Source organism: Streptomyces sp. NBC_01508, assembly GCF_045040315.1.
Lineage (GTDB): Bacteria > Actinomycetota > Actinomycetes > Streptomycetales > Streptomycetaceae > Streptomyces.
Genome location: NZ_CP109419.1, coordinates 7,161,794 through 7,177,743 on the forward strand (window position 1 = coordinate 7,161,794; position 15,950 = coordinate 7,177,743).

18 protein-coding genes and 4 tRNA genes are annotated in these 15,950 nt (G+C 69.8%); 13 read left to right on the forward strand and 9 right to left on the reverse strand.

Annotated elements, in window-relative coordinates; all coding sequences use genetic code 11:
• Nucleotides 1-931 precede the first annotated feature (931 nt).
• Together OG700_RS33065 and OG700_RS33070 are read right to left on the reverse strand one after the other, a co-directional pair.
• Nucleotides 932-1,582, reverse strand: coding sequence for a 2'-5' RNA ligase family protein (locus OG700_RS33065; RefSeq protein ID WP_405620042.1), 651 nt, complete (start codon nucleotides 1,580-1,582; stop codon nucleotides 932-934).
• Nucleotides 1,583-1,584: 2 nt separating this feature from the next.
• A complete protein-coding gene (locus tag OG700_RS33070) occupies nucleotides 1,585-2,367 on the reverse strand; it encodes a GntR family transcriptional regulator (protein ID WP_405620044.1) in 783 nt (260 codons plus the stop codon).
• A gap of 217 nt (nucleotides 2,368-2,584) precedes the next feature.
• Here OG700_RS33070 and OG700_RS33075 point away from each other — a divergent pair, with 217 nt between their 5' ends.
• From OG700_RS33075 to xerC, 5 genes are read left to right on the forward strand one after another with little or no spacing between them, the layout of a single operon-like run.
• Nucleotides 2,585-2,950, forward strand: a complete 366-nt coding sequence (locus tag OG700_RS33075; protein WP_405620046.1) for a hypothetical protein — start codon at nucleotides 2,585-2,587, stop codon at nucleotides 2,948-2,950.
• Entirely contained in the window at nucleotides 2,947-3,159 is a 213-nt protein-coding gene (locus tag OG700_RS33080; RefSeq protein ID WP_405620048.1) for a hypothetical protein, read from the forward strand. Before OG700_RS33075 ends, OG700_RS33080 begins: the two co-directional genes overlap by 4 nt.
• A gap of 26 nt (nucleotides 3,160-3,185) precedes the next feature.
• Nucleotides 3,186-4,577: a replication initiator protein RepSA gene (repSA, locus tag OG700_RS33085; protein WP_405622165.1), complete on the forward strand. Its 1,392-nt coding sequence runs from the start codon at nucleotides 3,186-3,188 to the stop codon at nucleotides 4,575-4,577.
• Between the two features lie 2 nt (nucleotides 4,578-4,579).
• Nucleotides 4,580-4,798, forward strand: a complete 219-nt coding sequence (locus OG700_RS33090) for a helix-turn-helix domain-containing protein (protein ID WP_405622167.1) — start codon at nucleotides 4,580-4,582, stop codon at nucleotides 4,796-4,798.
• Nucleotides 4,795-5,973 carry a tyrosine recombinase XerC gene (gene xerC / locus OG700_RS33095; protein ID WP_405620050.1) on the forward strand — a complete coding sequence of 393 codons (1,179 nt, stop codon included), beginning with the start codon at nucleotides 4,795-4,797 and terminating at the stop codon, nucleotides 5,971-5,973. Before OG700_RS33090 ends, xerC begins: the two co-directional genes overlap by 4 nt.
• Nucleotides 5,974-6,030: 57 nt before the next feature.
• Here xerC and OG700_RS33100 read toward each other — a convergent pair.
• The 3 genes from OG700_RS33100 to OG700_RS33110 all read right to left on the reverse strand — a co-directional run bounded on the left by OG700_RS33100 (nucleotide 6,031) and on the right by OG700_RS33110 (nucleotide 6,286).
• A tRNA-Val gene (locus tag OG700_RS33100) sits at nucleotides 6,031-6,102 on the reverse strand.
• 1 nt (nucleotide 6,103) lies between these two features.
• Nucleotides 6,104-6,177: transfer RNA gene (locus OG700_RS33105), tRNA-Cys, on the reverse strand.
• Between the two features lie 36 nt (nucleotides 6,178-6,213).
• Nucleotides 6,214-6,286, reverse strand: a tRNA-Gly gene (locus OG700_RS33110).
• Nucleotides 6,287-6,465: 179 nt separating this feature from the next.
• Between OG700_RS33110 and OG700_RS33115 the strand changes: the two genes are divergently transcribed.
• From OG700_RS33115 to OG700_RS33125, 3 genes are read left to right on the forward strand one after another with little or no spacing between them, the layout of a single operon-like run.
• Complete coding sequence (locus OG700_RS33115; protein ID WP_405620052.1) at nucleotides 6,466-7,527, forward strand: chorismate-binding protein; 1,062 nt, start codon at nucleotides 6,466-6,468, stop codon at nucleotides 7,525-7,527.
• Nucleotides 7,528-8,349: an aminotransferase class IV gene (locus OG700_RS33120; protein WP_405620054.1), complete on the forward strand. Its 822-nt coding sequence runs from the start codon at nucleotides 7,528-7,530 to the stop codon at nucleotides 8,347-8,349.
• Nucleotides 8,350-8,391: 42 nt separating this feature from the next.
• Nucleotides 8,392-9,231 (forward strand): GNAT family N-acetyltransferase, encoded by an 840-nt coding sequence (locus OG700_RS33125; RefSeq protein WP_405620056.1) that lies wholly within the window; start codon nucleotides 8,392-8,394, stop codon nucleotides 9,229-9,231.
• A 22-nt stretch (nucleotides 9,232-9,253) separates the two neighbouring features.
• On the opposite strand, the gene OG700_RS33130 is transcribed toward OG700_RS33125, so the two are convergent.
• Entirely contained in the window at nucleotides 9,254-9,766 is a 513-nt protein-coding gene (locus OG700_RS33130) for a DsbA family protein (protein ID WP_405620058.1), read from the reverse strand.
• A gap of 207 nt (nucleotides 9,767-9,973) precedes the next feature.
• On the opposite strand from OG700_RS33130, the gene OG700_RS33135 reads away from it, so the two are divergent.
• Nucleotides 9,974-10,432, forward strand: a complete 459-nt coding sequence (locus OG700_RS33135; protein WP_405622169.1) for a hypothetical protein — start codon at nucleotides 9,974-9,976, stop codon at nucleotides 10,430-10,432.
• Between the two features lie 127 nt (nucleotides 10,433-10,559).
• On the forward strand, nucleotides 10,560-10,712 hold the full coding sequence (locus tag OG700_RS33140) for a hypothetical protein (protein ID WP_405620060.1): 153 nt from the start codon (nucleotides 10,560-10,562) through the stop codon (nucleotides 10,710-10,712).
• 3 nt (nucleotides 10,713-10,715) lie between these two features.
• On the opposite strand, the gene OG700_RS33145 is transcribed toward OG700_RS33140, so the two are convergent.
• Together OG700_RS33145 and OG700_RS33150 are read right to left on the reverse strand one after the other, a co-directional pair.
• The gene (locus tag OG700_RS33145; RefSeq protein ID WP_405620062.1) at nucleotides 10,716-11,273 is read right to left on the reverse strand and encodes a CGNR zinc finger domain-containing protein; all 558 of its coding nucleotides are present in this window, start codon (nucleotides 11,271-11,273) and stop codon (nucleotides 10,716-10,718) included.
• Nucleotides 11,274-11,654: 381 nt separating this feature from the next.
• Entirely contained in the window at nucleotides 11,655-12,068 is a 414-nt protein-coding gene (locus OG700_RS33150; RefSeq protein WP_023542925.1) for an SsgA family sporulation/cell division regulator, read from the reverse strand.
• Between the two features lie 190 nt (nucleotides 12,069-12,258).
• On the opposite strand from OG700_RS33150, the gene OG700_RS33155 reads away from it, so the two are divergent.
• Both OG700_RS33155 and OG700_RS33160 read left to right on the forward strand, forming a co-directional pair.
• Nucleotides 12,259-12,717 (forward strand): TIGR02611 family protein, encoded by a 459-nt coding sequence (locus tag OG700_RS33155; protein WP_405620064.1) that lies wholly within the window; start codon nucleotides 12,259-12,261, stop codon nucleotides 12,715-12,717.
• A 54-nt stretch (nucleotides 12,718-12,771) separates the two neighbouring features.
• A tRNA-Val gene (locus OG700_RS33160) sits at nucleotides 12,772-12,843 on the forward strand.
• Nucleotides 12,844-12,924: 81 nt separating this feature from the next.
• On the opposite strand, the gene OG700_RS33165 is transcribed toward OG700_RS33160, so the two are convergent.
• Nucleotides 12,925-15,402: an SCO7613 C-terminal domain-containing membrane protein gene (locus tag OG700_RS33165; protein ID WP_405620066.1), complete on the reverse strand. Its 2,478-nt coding sequence runs from the start codon at nucleotides 15,400-15,402 to the stop codon at nucleotides 12,925-12,927.
• A 92-nt stretch (nucleotides 15,403-15,494) separates the two neighbouring features.
• Between OG700_RS33165 and OG700_RS33170 the strand changes: the two genes are divergently transcribed.
• Nucleotides 15,495-15,950: an SRPBCC family protein gene (locus tag OG700_RS33170; RefSeq protein ID WP_405620068.1), complete on the forward strand. Its 456-nt coding sequence runs from the start codon at nucleotides 15,495-15,497 to the stop codon at nucleotides 15,948-15,950.

The window sequence follows — 15,950 nt, forward strand, 5'->3', positions numbered from 1 at the left end:
ACCCTCACACTCTCCCCCTCCAACCTCCTTGCCGCGTCGGCGCTGAGGTTGGGCACGGTGTGAGGTTGGTGGAGCGGCTTTGGGCGGGAGCTGCCATGGGGCGAGAGATTATGGCCCCTTACGCTGGCCGCGAATCGGGCAGTCCCTGGACCTGCCCGCAATAGCCCGATCTGGGGCCATGATCTTAGAGGCTCGCCCCATGGTGGCTGCCTAAAGCCGTGGAGCCGACCGCCCCAGCCCCGCGCCCCGCTTGGACCCCCGCCCCTACTCTCCTTCCCTCTCTCCCCATCACCTTCCTTGCCGTCTTCGGGTTCTCGCCGGGAGAGGTCCTGTCCCCTGGGCTGTGTGCGCCTGGCCGTGTGTTCCTGCTGTCCTGGGGTGGTTCGGTGGGCCTGGGTGTGCAGGCGCACGGGTTGTGTGGTGGTGGGGTTTCCGTTCTCGGAGTCCGGTGCGGCGGTTTACAGGCGAAGCGTGAAGCGGGATACCTCGTGTCGCATCGCGGCGCGGGGCCGGGGCGGGCGGAGCGGGCCGAAGGCAGGAGCGGCGCCCAGCCCCGAGCCCCAAGCGGCCCGGAGACGGGCCGACTGGGTGTTTTCCGTAGCGGCGGCTTCTGCGAGAAGACGTGGCCTGCGTGCCGGATGCCCGACAGGGCAGGAGCCCCCGAACCACCAGCAGACCCTGGAGGCCGAAGGCGCCTGCGGCTTCCCCGTCGACCTTCCCCGTGGTGGTGCTCGGGTGCCCGCCGGCCGATTCGCCCCCACGATCCACGGGGGGGGGTCCGTGTTGACCGTCCGCAGCGCGCCGGGCTCCGATGGTCCCGAATCAGCGGCCCACCCGCGCGGGAGCTCCCGGAGCGTCCCCTCCCCCTCCCCACCCGCAGGGTGGGGCTTGATGAGGTAGAGAAACCCGTAACAGGCTTCCCGATGCGGAGTCATCGACCGATCGGCACTTGCTCAACGATGTGCCACTGATAGACGCGGTGATCACGGTGAATGGCGATCAGGGACGCATTAGGGACAGGGATCGTCACTGGTTGGGCCAAGTTACGTTCTAGCAAATCAATGAGCGGCCGAGCGTCATGGTCTCCGCTGCTATAGGCCACGCTGACGTGTGGACGGAAACGCTCCGGGTCTTCACTAAGCCTTTCGTTACCCAGCACATCGCTAATCCCTCGCCTAAGCGCCTTCCGGAGACTCTCTACTGCACCTTCCGGCTTGGCAGGGAGCACGATCGCTTCGTCTGCCACGATTGCCGGACCGAAGGCCAGATCAAGAGTTCCCAATTCAGCAAGGCGGAGCCGAGCCTCTTCAATCACTCGCTCGATTTCCTCCTCTCCAATCTCCCCCAGGAACCCCACCCCCTGCATGGTGAGGTGTAGCCATTCCAACGGAATGGGGTCGAGGTTCGGAGTGCTCGACAGGGCGCCTTGGTACTGGCGAGCGATCTCGTGTAGTTTCTCCTGACCCTCGAACGTGATGTGCCAGGTGTACGCACGCTGGCCAACATGCCATCCCGGCCGCCACCACCAGTGGTCATGCATCCGCTCGGCGTGCGTCCCTGGCGCTAGATCGACGTAGCTCATGTTCAGACTCCAGACGGAGAGTCGAGCTCGGTTGCGTCCTGCTCAATAGCGTATTCGTCTACCACAATGATGCGGTCGGCTGGCCAGATTGACTCTGACACCTCAAGCACTTCACCATCGCCGGAATAGGCCGTGTGCATTACATGCATGACAGCCATTCCCGTAGGAATCTCTAGCGCATCCGCCTCTTCGGGTGTCGGCATTCTAGAGCGCCAAAGATCGCGCGCTTCCTGGTACCGCTTTCCGCTGATTTCTTCGACGCACAAGAATAGGGCTTTGGGAACCACCTTTGGCTCCTCAAGGTACGTTCCGCCTGCCACCTCAATCGGGAGGTAGCTTGCTCCGACCTCTTCGGGGCGTCCGCTTTCGCGGTCCGACAGCAAGCGTCGACGGATGACTACCTCTGCGTCCGGCTCGATCCCCATGGCTTCCGCGACCGAGGTCGGCACTGGCGCTCGTCCAGCGAAGGTGATCGAGTGCCGGAGATCGCGAGTCAAGAGCTTGGAGTCATGCCGAGCGCGCCCGTAGCGGTTCCGCGACTTCCGCAAGAGCGGGCGCTCGTTCTTGACGAACGTGCCCTTGCCGTGTTGGCGGTCGATCAGACCTTCCGCCACCAGAACGCCCAGCCCCTGGCGAATCGTCGGAACACTCATGCGGTACTGCTGGGCCAACTGGTCTTCGGGGGGCAACTTCTGCCCAGCACCGTAGGTGCCCTCTTGAATGGCTTGGCGTAGCGCGTTGGCGAACCGGTGGTACTTCGGGACCCCGGCGGCGGTCTCAGTCATCCGCTCCTCCTGACCTCAAGAGCATGCTACGCCTACCTAACGACCTCATGAAGATTTATCCTCATGTCCTATTGAGGACTTGAGCCCGGTCGGTTACATTGATGGAAGTCCTAAAGAGGATAAGAGGTTGCCCCTTCGGGGGTGACAAGCCGGGAGCGGCGCTCCCACCGCCAAGTAGTCGCGCCGCTCCCTTGATCCCATAGAGGGAGCTTCCATCATGCCTGCTTCTGTCGTTCTCGCGCTTGTCGCCCCGGTGTCCGTTCCGCTTCCGGGGCCGGTGCGCCTGGTGCGTTCGGGTCGTGGCTGCCCGGCCTGTCTTGACTCCTACTGCTTCAACCCCGCCGAGTGCCTGCACTTCCTGATGGTCAACGTGTGGGCGGACTGTGACCAGTGTGACGGCTCCGGATGGTCCGAAGAGGGCTCGCTGTCCCTCTTCTGCGAGGGGTGCGCCGGTTCGGGCCTGGTCGAGTACTGGCCCTACAGCCTGCCTGCCGGGGGTGTCAGCGACCGCGCGAAGGCCCGTCACGCGGGCCACGTCGTCCGCCTGCGTACGCGTGTGGCTTCCGTGGCGGTGGCGGCGTGACGTACTTTCCCGACCCTCTGCACGCGCATGAAGCGGCCGATGAGGAGCGCTCGGAGCGGATCACCGTGTGGCTGGACCGCCACGACGTCCGCCCGTACACGGCCTTTTACGCCGTGGTGGATGACGCGCTGTTCGCGGAGGACGACGCGAAGCTCCGGGGCCTCTACCCGTCTCTGGGGCACGGCTACCCGAGGGAGGACTACGCGTGAGCGTGTTCCCCGTGTCCCCGGCTGGGGTGGCCCCGGTGGCTGCCTCGGTCGGGGTTGACCCCACCACCCTCGCCGACCTGTTGCGGGTGGCGAACGAGCCTGGTTTCGACCGGTGGCAGGAGCAGGTACGCCGTACTGGTGGGTGTGCTGATCCGATCCGGTTGCAGGGTATGACGACGACGCGTGATGCCCGTACCGGCACCCTCCTTTACTCGTACTCGACGCAGGGTGAGCCGGGCGGGTCGCTGCGGGTGGCGTGCGGAAACCGCCGTGCCTCGCGCTGCCCCTCGTGCGCCTGGATGTACGCGGGGGACACCTTCCACCTGATCCGTGCCGGGCTGACGGGTGACCCGCGTAAGGGCACCCCGGTGACGGTGCGGGCGCATCCGAAGGTGTTCGCGACGCTGACGGCTCCGTCGTTCGGTCCGGTCCACAACCAACCGGCTTCGGGCCGCTGCCGCTGCGGGAGCTCCCACGCGGACGGTGCCCCGGAGCTGGGGACGGCGCTGGACCCCTCGACGTACGACTACGCGGGTGCGGTGCTGTGGAACAACCATGCCGGGGACCTGTGGCGCCGCTTCACCATCTACCTCCGCCGCGAGATCGCCCACCGCGCGGGCCTCACGCAAGCGGCTCTCACGGAGGTCTGCCGGGTGTCGTTCGGGAAGGTCGCGGAGTTCCAGAAGCGCGGTGCGGTCCACTTCCACGCCATCGTGCGCCTGGATGGTCCCGAAGGCCCGGACGACATTCCGCCGCCGTGGGCCGGTGTCGAGCTGCTGGCCGATGCGATCCAGGCTGCGGCTGCCCGTGTCTCGGTGCCGGTCGTGCCGGCCGATTCGCAGCCCGCCCGCGAACTGCGCTGGGGTGCCCAGGTCGACGTGCGCCCCATCGGTACCGATGACGGGCAGGAGCTGAGCGAGGAAGCGGTGGCCGCGTACGTCGCGAAGTACGCCACCAAAGCGGCCGAGACGACGGGCACGGTGGACCGGCGGATCGGGGAACTCTCCGAACTCGACAAGCTCACCCAACTACCGCAGCACGCACGGAAGTTGATCGAAGCCTGCTACCGCCTGGACGAGACGTACCCGGAGCGGAAGCTCTGGCAGTGGGCGCACATGCTCGGCTTCCGGGGCCACTTCTCCACCAAGTCCCGCCGCTACTCCACCACCCTCGGTGCCCTGCGCCAGGTGCGGGCCGACTACCGCGCCCGCCAGGAACGCCAGACACGGGGCCTGCCCGACCCCGACGACGCCCCGGAGGGCTCCATGTTGGTCCTCGCGCACTGGACCTACGCCGGACACGGCCACACGCCGGGAGAGTCCTGGCTCGCCGCCAACATGGCGCGCGACATCCGAACCAACCGCGACATGGCCCGCGAAGTGCTGGCCGACCTGCAAGACGACGAGGGGGAGTGGTGACCATGGCGACTGCGGTTGAAGGGGGACAGGCAGGCGAGTTCCTGCTCTACCGGATCGAGGGCGCCATGGAGGTGCTCAACCTGAGTCGGACTGTGATCTATGAGCAGATTCGCGCGGGGCGTCTTCGCACGGTCCATCAGGGGCGGGCCTGTCGCATCCCGGTGTCGGCACTCCGGGAGTACGTGGCACTCCTTGAGCGCGAGGCCGGGGGAGTGCGGTGACTGCACGTCGTAGCCGTGGTGATGGCGGTCTCCACTGGGACAAGACGCGGGAACGCTGGATCGCGAGCGTGACACTCGGGTACTGCCCGGCTGGCAAGCGGATCGTCAAGCGTGGAAGCGGCAAGACCAAGACGGAGGCGAAAGCCAAGCTTAAGGAGGTGATGCGGGACCATGAGGATGGTCTCGCCATTGCCCCGGCCAGCTACACGGTCGCGCACGCGGTGAACGACTGGCTTGCCTACGGTCTGGCCGGGCTGGATGAGGAGACCATGAACAAGTACACGAGTCTGTGCCGGTCCCACATCATCCCGGCCTTGGGCGCCCGGAAGCTCCGTGACCTCAGCGCCGATGACGTGGACAAGTGGCTTGTCGCCAAGGCCAAGACGCTCAGTACCAGCACGCTCCAAGTGATCCGATCGTGCCTGAACCGTGCCGTGAAGCGCGCCATGGCCCGCGACAAGGTGAAGCGGAACGTCGTGGAGCTCTGCGCGATCCCCGCTGGCCGATCCGGGCGACCGTCCAAGGCGTTGGACCTCGTCCAGGCAGAGGCGGTGCTTGAGGCCGCTGCCGGTTCGCCCATGCACGCCTACATCGTGGTGGCTCTGCTCACGGGTGCGCGTACTGAGGAGCTGCGAGCGCTCACCTGGGATCACGTGTATCTGACGGGGGACGCGGACGCGGTCCCTGCGGTCCCGCCCTACATGGCTGTGTGGCGCTCTGTGCGGGCCGGGGGAGACACCAAGACCCGGAAGTCACGGCGGACGCTCGCGCTGCCCGTGCGGTGCGTGGGGGCGCTTTGGCAGCACTGGGAAGACCAGGGTTGGGACCGTCTCGCTGCGGGGGACAGGTGGGGGGAACACGGGCTCGTCTTCGCCTCGGACGCTGGCACCGAACTGGACGCGGCCAACGTCCGCCGGGCTTTCCGCCGCGTGCTGGCAGATGTGGATGGCATCGACGCTGCCGACTGGACGCCTCGGGAACTTCGGCATAGCTTCGTGTCGCTGCTGTCGGACAGCGGAGTGCCTATCGAGGACATCTCGCGCTTGGTCGGTCACTCGGGCACGTCCGTCACGGAGCGGATCTATCGGAAGCAGATTCGTCCGGTGATCCAGACTGGAGCTGTGACCATGGACCGGATCTTTGACGATGATCCGCCGGGACAGTCACGCAATTAGTTACGCAGCATGCATCAGGGGCCGTTTCCCGTAATGGGAAACGGCCCCTGATCTGTGTGGACGATACTGGGATTGAACCAGTGACCTCTTCCGTGTCAGGGAAGCGCTCTCCCGCTGAGCTAATCGTCCTTGGAGGTGGAGACGGGATTTGAACCCGTGTAGACGGCTTTGCAGGCCGTTGCCTCGCCTCTCGGCCACTCCACCAGGAGTACGGGGGCCGGGAATGAATCCCCCATATCGAGCGGACGACCAGGTTCGAACTGGCGACCTCAACCTTGGCAAGGTTGCGCTCTACCAACTGAGCTACGTCCGCGTGCCGTTTCCCGGTCCGTACTGCGCGGCCCGGCGACGTGGTGAACTCTAGCGGATTACGGGGCCAGCACAAAAACGCGTTTGTGCAGCGTGCTGCCGTGCGTTCACACTGCGGCACCTTCGCGACACCCTCATGACACGTTCGCGGCGCGTCCGCTGAGCCGTCCTAGACTCGGCATCGTGCCCGACCTTCCTCCGCTGGCCCGCTTCGGTGGCCTCGTCGCCACCGATCTGCGCGATGTCACCCGTGACCCGCAAGCCCTGGACTCCGCCGGCTTCTGGGCCGTAGCCATGGACTTCGAGGGCCGTCTGACCTGCGCCCGGTTCGGCGACGTGCGCCCCGAACCGGTCCCCGCGCCCGTCCCCGGACAGTGGCGGGGGCCGACCCCCGAGGCGGGCGACTGGACGTCGTCGCTCGACCGTGCCGCGTACGTCTCCGGCGTACGCCGCGTCCGCGAACTCATCGCGGCGGGCGAGGTCTACCAGGCCAACCTCTGCCGCGTCCTGACGGCCCCGCTGCCCGACCCGGACGCCTCCGACATCGACGCGCTGACCGCCCTCCTGGCGCGCGGCAACCCCGCCCCGTACGCCGGCACGATCCGGCTCCCCGCGCACGGCGTGGAGATCGCCACCGCGTCGCCGGAGCTCTATCTGCGGCGTACCGGCCGCACCGTGGAGTCCGGGCCCATCAAGGGCACCGGCCGTACCGCCGCCGACCTGCTGGAGAAGGACCACGCCGAGAACGTGATGATCGTGGACCTCGTCCGCAACGACCTCGGCCGGGTCTGTGCCACCGGGTCGGTGACCGTGCCCGCCCTCTGTGCCGTCGAGCCCCACCCCGGACTCGTCCACCTGGTGTCGACGGTGCGCGGCGAACTCGCCGAAGGGACGGGCTGGCCGGAGCTGCTGGCCGCGACCTTCCCGCCAGGCTCGGTCACCGGCGCCCCGAAATCCAGTGCGCTGAAGATCATCGAGGCGCTGGAGACCACACCACGCGGGCCGTACTGCGGCGCCGTCGGCTGGGTGGACGCCGACCGGGGGACGGCCGAACTCGCCGTCGGCATAAGGACGTTCTGGATCGAACGCGACCCGCCGAGCGGCCCCGTCCTCCGCTTCGGCACCGGCGCGGGCATCACCTGGGGATCCGACCCCGAGCGCGAGTGGCGGGAGACCGAACTGAAGGCGTCGCGGCTGCTGGCGGTAGCGTCGGGAGTGTACGAGGCGACGGGAAGGACCGGCTAGATGATGATCTGGGTCAACGGCGGACTGCGGGCGGCCGACGCCGCGCAGGTGTCCGTGCTCGACCACGGGCTGACCGTGGGCGACGGAATCTTCGAGACGGTGAAGTCCGTCCAGGGGCGGCCCTTCGCCCTCACCCGGCATCTGGACCGGCTGACCCGCTCGGCGCGCGGTCTCGCACTGCCCGACCCCGACCACGACGAGGTACGCGCGGCCTGCGCCGCCGTCCTGGACGCCAACCCGGTGGACATGGGCCGGCTGCGGATCACGTACACCGGCGGTCTGTCGCCGCTCGGCTCGGACCGCGGCGAAGCCGGCCCGACGCTGGTCGTGGCCGTCGGGGAGACCACGCGCCGTCCCGACACCACCGCGGTGATCACCGTCCCCTGGACGCGCAACGAACGCGGCGCGCTGACCGGGCTCAAGACGACGTCGTACGCCGAGAACGTCGTCGCCCTCGCCCGCGCCCGTGAACAGGGCGCCTCCGAGGCGCTGTTCGCCAACACGGTGGGGGACCTGTGCGAGGGCACCGGCTCCAACGTCTTCGTCGTACTGGACGGACAACTCCACACCCCGCCCGTCTCCTCGGGCGCTCTGGCCGGTATCACCCGGGCCCTGACGGTGGAGTGGACGGGAGCGCACGAGACCCGGCTGCCGTTCGACGCGCTCGACCGGGCCGACGAGATCTTCGTGACGTCGTCACTGCGCGACGTACAGGCCGTTCACCGCGTCGACGGCCGTGGGCTGCCCGGCGCCCCCGGGCCGGTCACCGCCAAGGCCATGCGCGTCTTCGACGAGCGCGCGGCGGCCGACCTCGATCCGTGAAACCAGATGCCGCGGGGCGGTGAGATGGGTACACCTCCCCTGATGACCACGACTCTGCGGCCGACCGGGCCGCTTCACCGGACCGATGACGGCATGCCGTCACGCAGCTACGACGTGTGCGACAACAGCCGTCCCGTGGGCGCGATCGAACTCGGCACGGACGGCGCCTTCGGCACCCCGGCGGGTGTCCTGCGCCAACTGCGGATCGACGAGGGCGTCCGGCGCCGCGGCCGGGGCACGATCGCCGCCCTGGCCGCCGAGGAGGTGCTGCGCGGCTGGGGCTGCGGCCAGGTGATCGCCTCGGTCCCGGCCGAGGCCGAAGGCGCGCTGCGGCTGCTTCAGGCCCTGGGCTACACCCAACGCAGCAGCAACATGCTCAAGGATCTGGGCCGGGAGGCGCCGGCCCTGCCGCCCGGACTCGTCGGCAGACGGATGGACGAGCCGGAGTACGCGGTCTGGGAGGAGCGTTCGCGCGACGGCTTCCGGCAGAGCTGGATCGACCGGGGACTGCCGCCCGACCAGGCCGACGCCAAAGCCGAGTCCGGACGCCTGGAGAACCTGCCGAACGGCCTCGCCACCCCCGGCGTCTCGATCGACGTCCTGGTCCACGACGGGGACGTGGTCGGCCATGTGTGGGTGAGCAGCCGCGAGGTGAGCCCCGGTGTGGTCGGCGCGTTCGTCTACGACGTGGAGGTGGCCGAGGAGCGGCGCGGCAAGGGCTACGGCCGCGCGCTGATGCTGCACGCCGAGCGGATCGCCCACGGGGCGGGGAGCGGCGTGCTGGGCCTGCACGTCTTCGCGGGCAACACCCCGGCGATCCGCCTCTACGAATCCCTCGGGTACACGACCACGCACCGCAACGTCTTCAAATCGCTGCTCTGACGAAACACCCAGGCGCGAGTGTTCAGGATTCGGCGAGCAGCCGGTCGGCGATCTCCTCGACGCGCTCGCGCAGCCCGTCCTGGCTCTTGCCGCCGTCGAGCCGTTCGCCGCCGATGACGTACGTGGGCGTGCCGGTCACGCCGATCGCCTTGCCCTCGGCATGGTCGGCGTCGACGATCAGGGTGTGCCGGCCGTCGATCAGCGCGGTGTCGAACTCCTCGTCGTCCAGGCCCAGTTGGCGGGCGACATCCAGCAGCACGGGTTCGCCCCGGGTGGTCAGCTCCGCGTGGCGGGCCAGCACGGCCTCCGCGTAGGCCCAGCCCTGGCCCTGCTCCATCGCCTCCTCGGCCGCCTGCGCGGCGGCGAAGGAGTGCTGGTGCCTGTCCAGGGGGAAGTGCCGCAGCCGTACGTCCAGCCGGTCGCCGTAGCGCGCCCGCAGCGCGCGCAGGTCCGCCAGGGCGGTGTGGCAGTCGGCACACTGGAGCTCGGACCAGACGTCGAGGACGACGGGGCCGGCGAGGGGGGAGTCACTCATGGGGGCAGTCTCCCAGGTCCCCGTACCCGCTCCCGACCGGGACCTGGGGAGGAGACGAACCCCCGAGATCTCCCTGAGGTGCCCCCGGACCGTGGCCTCCACCCCGCCGGTAGGTGCAGGATGGAAGGGGTCGGCATGCCGGTGCACACCGACATGCGCGACGAGAACTGCTCTGAACGACGACGGCGCCCACGCCTGGAGGACCGGATGATTGCCGAGACCATTTGTTCCGCGGTGTCCGCTGCCGGCCTCGGTATCGCGGCGATCACCGCGTACCGCAAGCGTTTCCTGACGGCGACCCGGATCGCGGCCTACTCGCTGGTGCCGGTCGCGCTCGTGATGACCGGAGTGGTCCAGTGGGTCTCCGACAAGGCGTTCAGCCCGGCCGCCTGGATCGGTGTCGGGCTCCTCGGCGTCTCCTGGTTGCTGTTCATGACGACACGGATGGTGGAGCGGCGCGGCGGCGTCAGCCGTAGGGAACGCAGGGCGGCGGCCAAGGCGGCGCAGCGCGACGCGGTCGCACCGGCGGCCTCCGCACCCTCGCTCGGCGCGTCCGCGGCCCCCGTGGCGCAGCCGAAGGCGACCAAGGCGAAGAAGTCCCACGGCGCCGACTCCGGTGACGATTTCAGCGATGTCGAGGCCATCCTCAAGAAGCACGGCATCTGACCGGAAGGCTCCCGGAGACCGGTCCGTCTCAGGGGGTGGACGTTTGCCGGGAATCTGACGAACTGGCCTCATCGGGACGCGTGTTGGTTGTTCGGCGGACCGCCGCCTGCGTCATGATCACCCCGAGATGCTCGATACCTCACGGGGCTCAAATCCCGCACCCACCGAAGAGCCGCGCGGTTGTCTTTTCGCGCTCTCCCAGCCGCCTTTGATGATCTTCCTGGCGGTGATCGGCACCCTGCTGCTGATGGCGGCGGTCCATGATCTGTTCCTGCTGTGACGCTCAGCCGGCCGCTTCCTTGCGGCGTGCCCGGTAGGCGGCCACATGCAGCCTGTTGCCGCAGGTGCGGCTGTCGCAGTAACGGCGGGAGCGGTTGCGCGACAGGTCGACGAAGGCGTGCCCGCAGTCCGGCGCCTCGCAGCGCCGCAACCGCTCCTGTTCGCCCGCCACCACGATGAACGCCAGCGCCATGCCGCAGTCGGCGGCGAGATGGTCGGCCACCGACGCGTCCGGCGCGAAGTAGTGCACGTGCCAGTCGTAGCCGTCGTGGTCCGTGAGCTGCGGGGTCGTCCCGGCGGCGGCCACCAGCTGGTTGATCAGCTCGGAGGCCGCGCGGGGACCGGGCGCGGCGAACACCTCGGCCAGTCGCGTACGTACCTCCCGTACGGCCCGCAGATCGCGGGGGCCCAGGTCGCCGACGCCACTGACCCGATGGGTCCGTGCGAAGCCGTGCAGGGCCTCGACGTCGGCGAGTCCGTCCGGGCCGTCGGCCTCGGGGATCGTGTTCACGAGACTGACGACGGTCTCTAGGGCGATGCGGGTGTCGTGGGGGATCTGCACGATTCGCTCCCTGGCCTGCTGCGGACCGGTGCCCGCCGGGTTCCGCAGATCCTAGGGGGTGTCTTGCCGATCAGGCTGGATCAGGGAGCGGGGAGCGGGGTCTGGTGCGTGCGATCGCAAGGCGGAGGAGGGAGGCATGGCGGGAGCCGTGCCTGCCCTTCCGCCGTCAACGCGGCGAGGCGCGGTGCCGGGGAACGCGAGCCCGGCAAGACCGACAAGACACCCCCTAAGGACGTGTTCGTGGCCCGGGGGGTCCGTGAGCGTGACGACGCCGTCGTCGCGGTGGTTTCCGCGGCGACGGCGTCGCTGTCCGCCGTATGTGGTTGTCCGCGCGGCGCCGTCTCCCCGAGTCGGACGGCGCCGAGCAGTTCTCGGCCTGGCTCAGCTCTCGGCCAGGATGTGAGACAGCTCTGTGTCGAGGTCGAAGTGGCGATGCTCGGTGCCGGGTGGCACCGCGGCGTCGGTTCGCTTGAGGAAGGATTCCAGGGCTCGCGCCGGGGCCTCCAGCAGGGCTTCTCCCTCCGGAGAGCTGAGCGCGATGCAGACGACGCCCTGGCCCTGGCTGCGTGAGGGCCAGACTCGGACGTCGCCGGTGCCGGTGGGCCGGTGCAGCCCCTCGGCCAGAAGGTCGCGGGCGAACACCCACTCGACCGTCTCCTCGGCTCCGGTGTGGAAGGTGGCGTGCACGGCATAAGGATCGGCCGTGTCATACCGCAGGCCCGCGGGTACAGGCAGTGAGGACTCGCTCGATACAACGAGGCGCAGGTGCAGCTCGCAGCTGACCGTGGTGTTCATAAGCGCCAGGGCCTTTCGCTCAGTGTGCGCTCGGGGATTCGCACGTCGGCGAAATCGACATGCCACCTACGGTGTCGTTGTAAACCCCTCTGTCTGTTTTGTGATCCTTCAGGTAGCTCGTACAGCGGCGTGTAACTTCGGCTTATGCCGCCATTCCGGTGACGACTCGCCGTCCGGTAGGTTGGGTGACATGCATGCGGAGAGTGACGAGCGGGGGGATGTCGTCGTACCGACGGCAGAGAAGACCGCTGAGGAAATGACGGCGGAGCGGGCGGAGCGTGAGCTCGGCTCACGTGCTCCACGCTTTATCAAGAGATCGAAGACGCTCCATATGAGCTGGCAGGTCGGCGTATTCGTCGTCGGGCTCGCGGTGGTCGTGGCGGGTGCGGCGATGCTGGTGCTGCCCGGTCCCGGCTGGCTCGTGATCTTCGGCGGTATGGCGATCTGGGCGACCGAATTCGTCTGGGCCCAACTGGTGCTCCGGTGGACGCGGCGCAAGGTCACCGAAGCGGCGCAGAAAGCGCTCGATCCCAAGGTGCGGCGGCGCAACGTCATCCTCACGACCATCGGTGTCGTGATCATCGCCGTACTGTGCGCCATTTACCTCTGGAAGTTCGGATTGGCCATGCCCTGGAAGATCGACGCGTGAGCGGGGAGCGGTCCGGTGGGGGTACGGGCATGGGGTAATGTTTGCCCCGCGCCCGGGCGATTAGCTCAGTGGGAGAGCGCTTCGTTCACACCGAAGAGGTCACTGGTTCGAACCCAGTATCGCCCACCCGGAATCGATGCCCCGGAGACTTCACCGTCTCCGGGGCATCGGTCGTTTCCGGTACGTGATTCCCGGGCGCCCGGCCCGTCAGCGCATCCGGCCCAGGGACTTCCGGAGCCGTCTGGCGTCGTGCAGGCGCCGTTCGTACGTCGCGCCCACCGCCAGGAGCAGCAGTCCGGCGAGCGCCGGCGGCACCCAGCGCGGCAGGGCGCCCACGACCTGGACGAGGTACGGCGCCAGCTCGTGCAGCGTGTCCAGGGCGAGCACGGCGCCACCGAGGACCAGCGGTGCCTGGAGCCGCAGCCGGGCGCCGACGAGGGTGACGAGGAGCGCGGCGACCCCCAGCGCCAGCGGGCGCGGCCACTGCGTGTCGCCCCAGGCGGCCGCGAGGCTCGGCAGGAGCGTCGCGGCGAGGCCGGGGCCGTACGCCGTCCAGGACGACGCCTCGGGGTCGCCGCGACGCCGCAGGACACCCACGACGAGCGCCGGGACGGTCACCGGCAGGGTGTACGCCTCCGGGGTGGACACGTCGGAGGCGTACAGCCGCACCCAGGTGGCCAGGACGAACAGCGCCGCCGCGAGATACCCGGCCGCCGGGCGGCGGTCCGGTCGCAGCGCGGTCCCCGCCGCGACCGCCGCGCTCAGGGCGAGCACGAGGGCGACGGTCGGCGGGTGGCCGGAGGCCAGGCCGACGGCGAGCAGACCGGCTCCGGCCGCCGTCAGTTCCATCGGCAGGGCCACGGGATGGCGGCGCAGGCGCGCTCCGAGCAGCGCGCAGGCGGCGGGTACCGCGAGGACGACCAGGGCGATGTGCTCGCGCGGCAGCCCGGCCGACGCGCAGAGGGCGCACAGGAGGGCGACGGCCGTCACGACGGCGGCGCAGGTGAGGACGGCCTGGAAGGCGCGTACCTGGAACGCGGCCCGCGCCTCGGGGGAGACCTCCGTGCCACTGTCGGCCTCCGCTTCGCTCACGGCGGCGTTCAGGACCACCGCGGCGGCGCAGAGCAGGGCGAGCAGCACTCCGAGGGTGACCAGCGTGGTCGTCTCGGTGGCCAGGGCCAGCACCGAGACAGCGGCCGCGCCCGCCGACGCGCAGATCATGGCCGCCGTCGAGACCGCGGGCGGCGCCGCGAGCCCGGGACGCCGCCGCGCGGCCGGCAGGTGCGCGTACACCGCGAGCGTCAGCATGGTCGCCGTCAGCGCGAGGCGCGTCGCCACGTCCACCGCGTGCCCGAGGTCCAGCGCCGCCGGAAGCACCAGCACGGCGGCCCAGCCGAGGACCGTCGCACCCGACAGCGCGGCCGCTCGTGCGGCGGCGGGCAGTTGGCGGTACGCGACGGCGAGCAGTCCGGCGGCGATCAGCAGTACCAGCGGCGCCGTCGTCGTCTCCGACCACCCCGGATCCGTCCCGAGCGCCTCCCGCGCGCTGGCCGGTGTGCCCGCCCAGATGTCGCCCACCCGGGAGAGGGGGCCGAGCAGTGCCACGACCACCGGGCGCAGCGCCCACAGGGCGGCCCCGGCCACGACGGCCCCGGCGGCGGTGCACAGCCCGCCCACCGCCGCGCGGGGCAGCGGAGCCCGTACGGCCGTCAACAGGGCCGCGCCGCACAGCAGATACCCGACGACGGCCCAGCTGAGCGGGACCGAGGGCCGCACCACACCGCCGGTCGCGGTGACCGCGGCCAGACCGGCCACCGCCGCACCGGCGAACGAGACGCCGGGAACGCGGACGGCGGCGAACAGACCGAGACCGGCCCCGGCGAGCAGCGGCACGCCGGGCCAGGCGGCGTCGAGCGGGGAGTCGGCGGTCACCGAGAGGCCGCCCGCGATCAGCAGTGCCGAGCCGCCCGTCACCCAGGCGGTGACACCCGCGATCGACCGGGCCGGCGCGGGCTTCGCCCACAGCGCGATGGCCGTGTCCGCGACGGCCGTCACGAGCAGCGCCCACGCGAGCGTGACCAGGCTCGCGTCGGCGGCCAGCGCCCAGAGCGGCAGCGGGAGTTGGGCGGTGAGGACGGCGGCGGGCAGGGGCGTACGGAGCCGGCCGAGGAGCAGCCCGTACGCGGCCCAGCCGGTGGCCAGTACGGCGCACGCGGCGGCCGTGTAGCCGAGCGGGTCCGTGCCGGCGAGCGCGACCCGGTGCAGGGCGTAGGCGTCGAGGACGGTCAGCACCAGGGCCAGCGCGCCGACGGCCTCGGCGGTGGAGGTCAGACCGCGGCGCGGCAGGACGGCCGGGGCGGCGAGCGCGGCGGCGGTGACGGTGCCCAGTACGACGGACCGGCCGCCGATGCCCATGGCGCCCCAGCTGACCACGGTGAAGGCGATCGCCGCGATGGTCAGCAGCACACCGCCCAGCGCGAGCAGGGCGTTCTGCACGCTCGGCGGGGACGTCTCGGGCGTGCGGGCGGCGGTCCACGGCACCGGCGGAACCGGCGGAACCGGCGGTGTCAGCAGCGTCAACAGATAGGACTTGCGGGCGAGCAACTGCGCCCTGCGCGACTCGATTTGGGCCAGCTCGCGATCGAGGACCGCGAGCTCCTCGGCCGGACGCGGAACGTTCTCCATGGTCCGGAGTGTGGTCCGTGCCACAGGACGGGCCATCGGCTCTCGTACTCAGATACCCGGGTGAGTATGTGCGCGGGGCGCACACTTGGCCCATGGACTGGTATCACTACCGTTTCCGCAGCGTCTGGGAGCTCGACGCCGACCCTGACGTCGTGTTCGGCGTGCTGGAGCGGGCGGGTGAGTACCCCGACTGGTGGCCTCAGGTCCGGGAGGTGACCCCGGTCGACGAGCGGACGGGGACCGCGCGGTTCCGGTCCGTGATTCCGTACGACCTCGTCGTCCGCGCCCGCGAGAGCCGCAACGACCCGCGCGCCCGTGTCCTCGAAGTGGAGATGGCCGGCGACCTCGAAGGCTGGGCGCGCTGGACCCTGAGCGCCCAAGGCGGCGGCACACGCGCCCTGTACGAGCAGGAGGTCGACATCAACAAGCCGCTGCTGCGGCGCCTCGCCGTGGCCGGGCGGCCCTTCTTCCTCGCCAATCACGCGCTGATGATGCGGGCCGGGCGGCGGGGGCTGCGGAAGGTGCTCGCACGCTCTCATTCGGTTTGA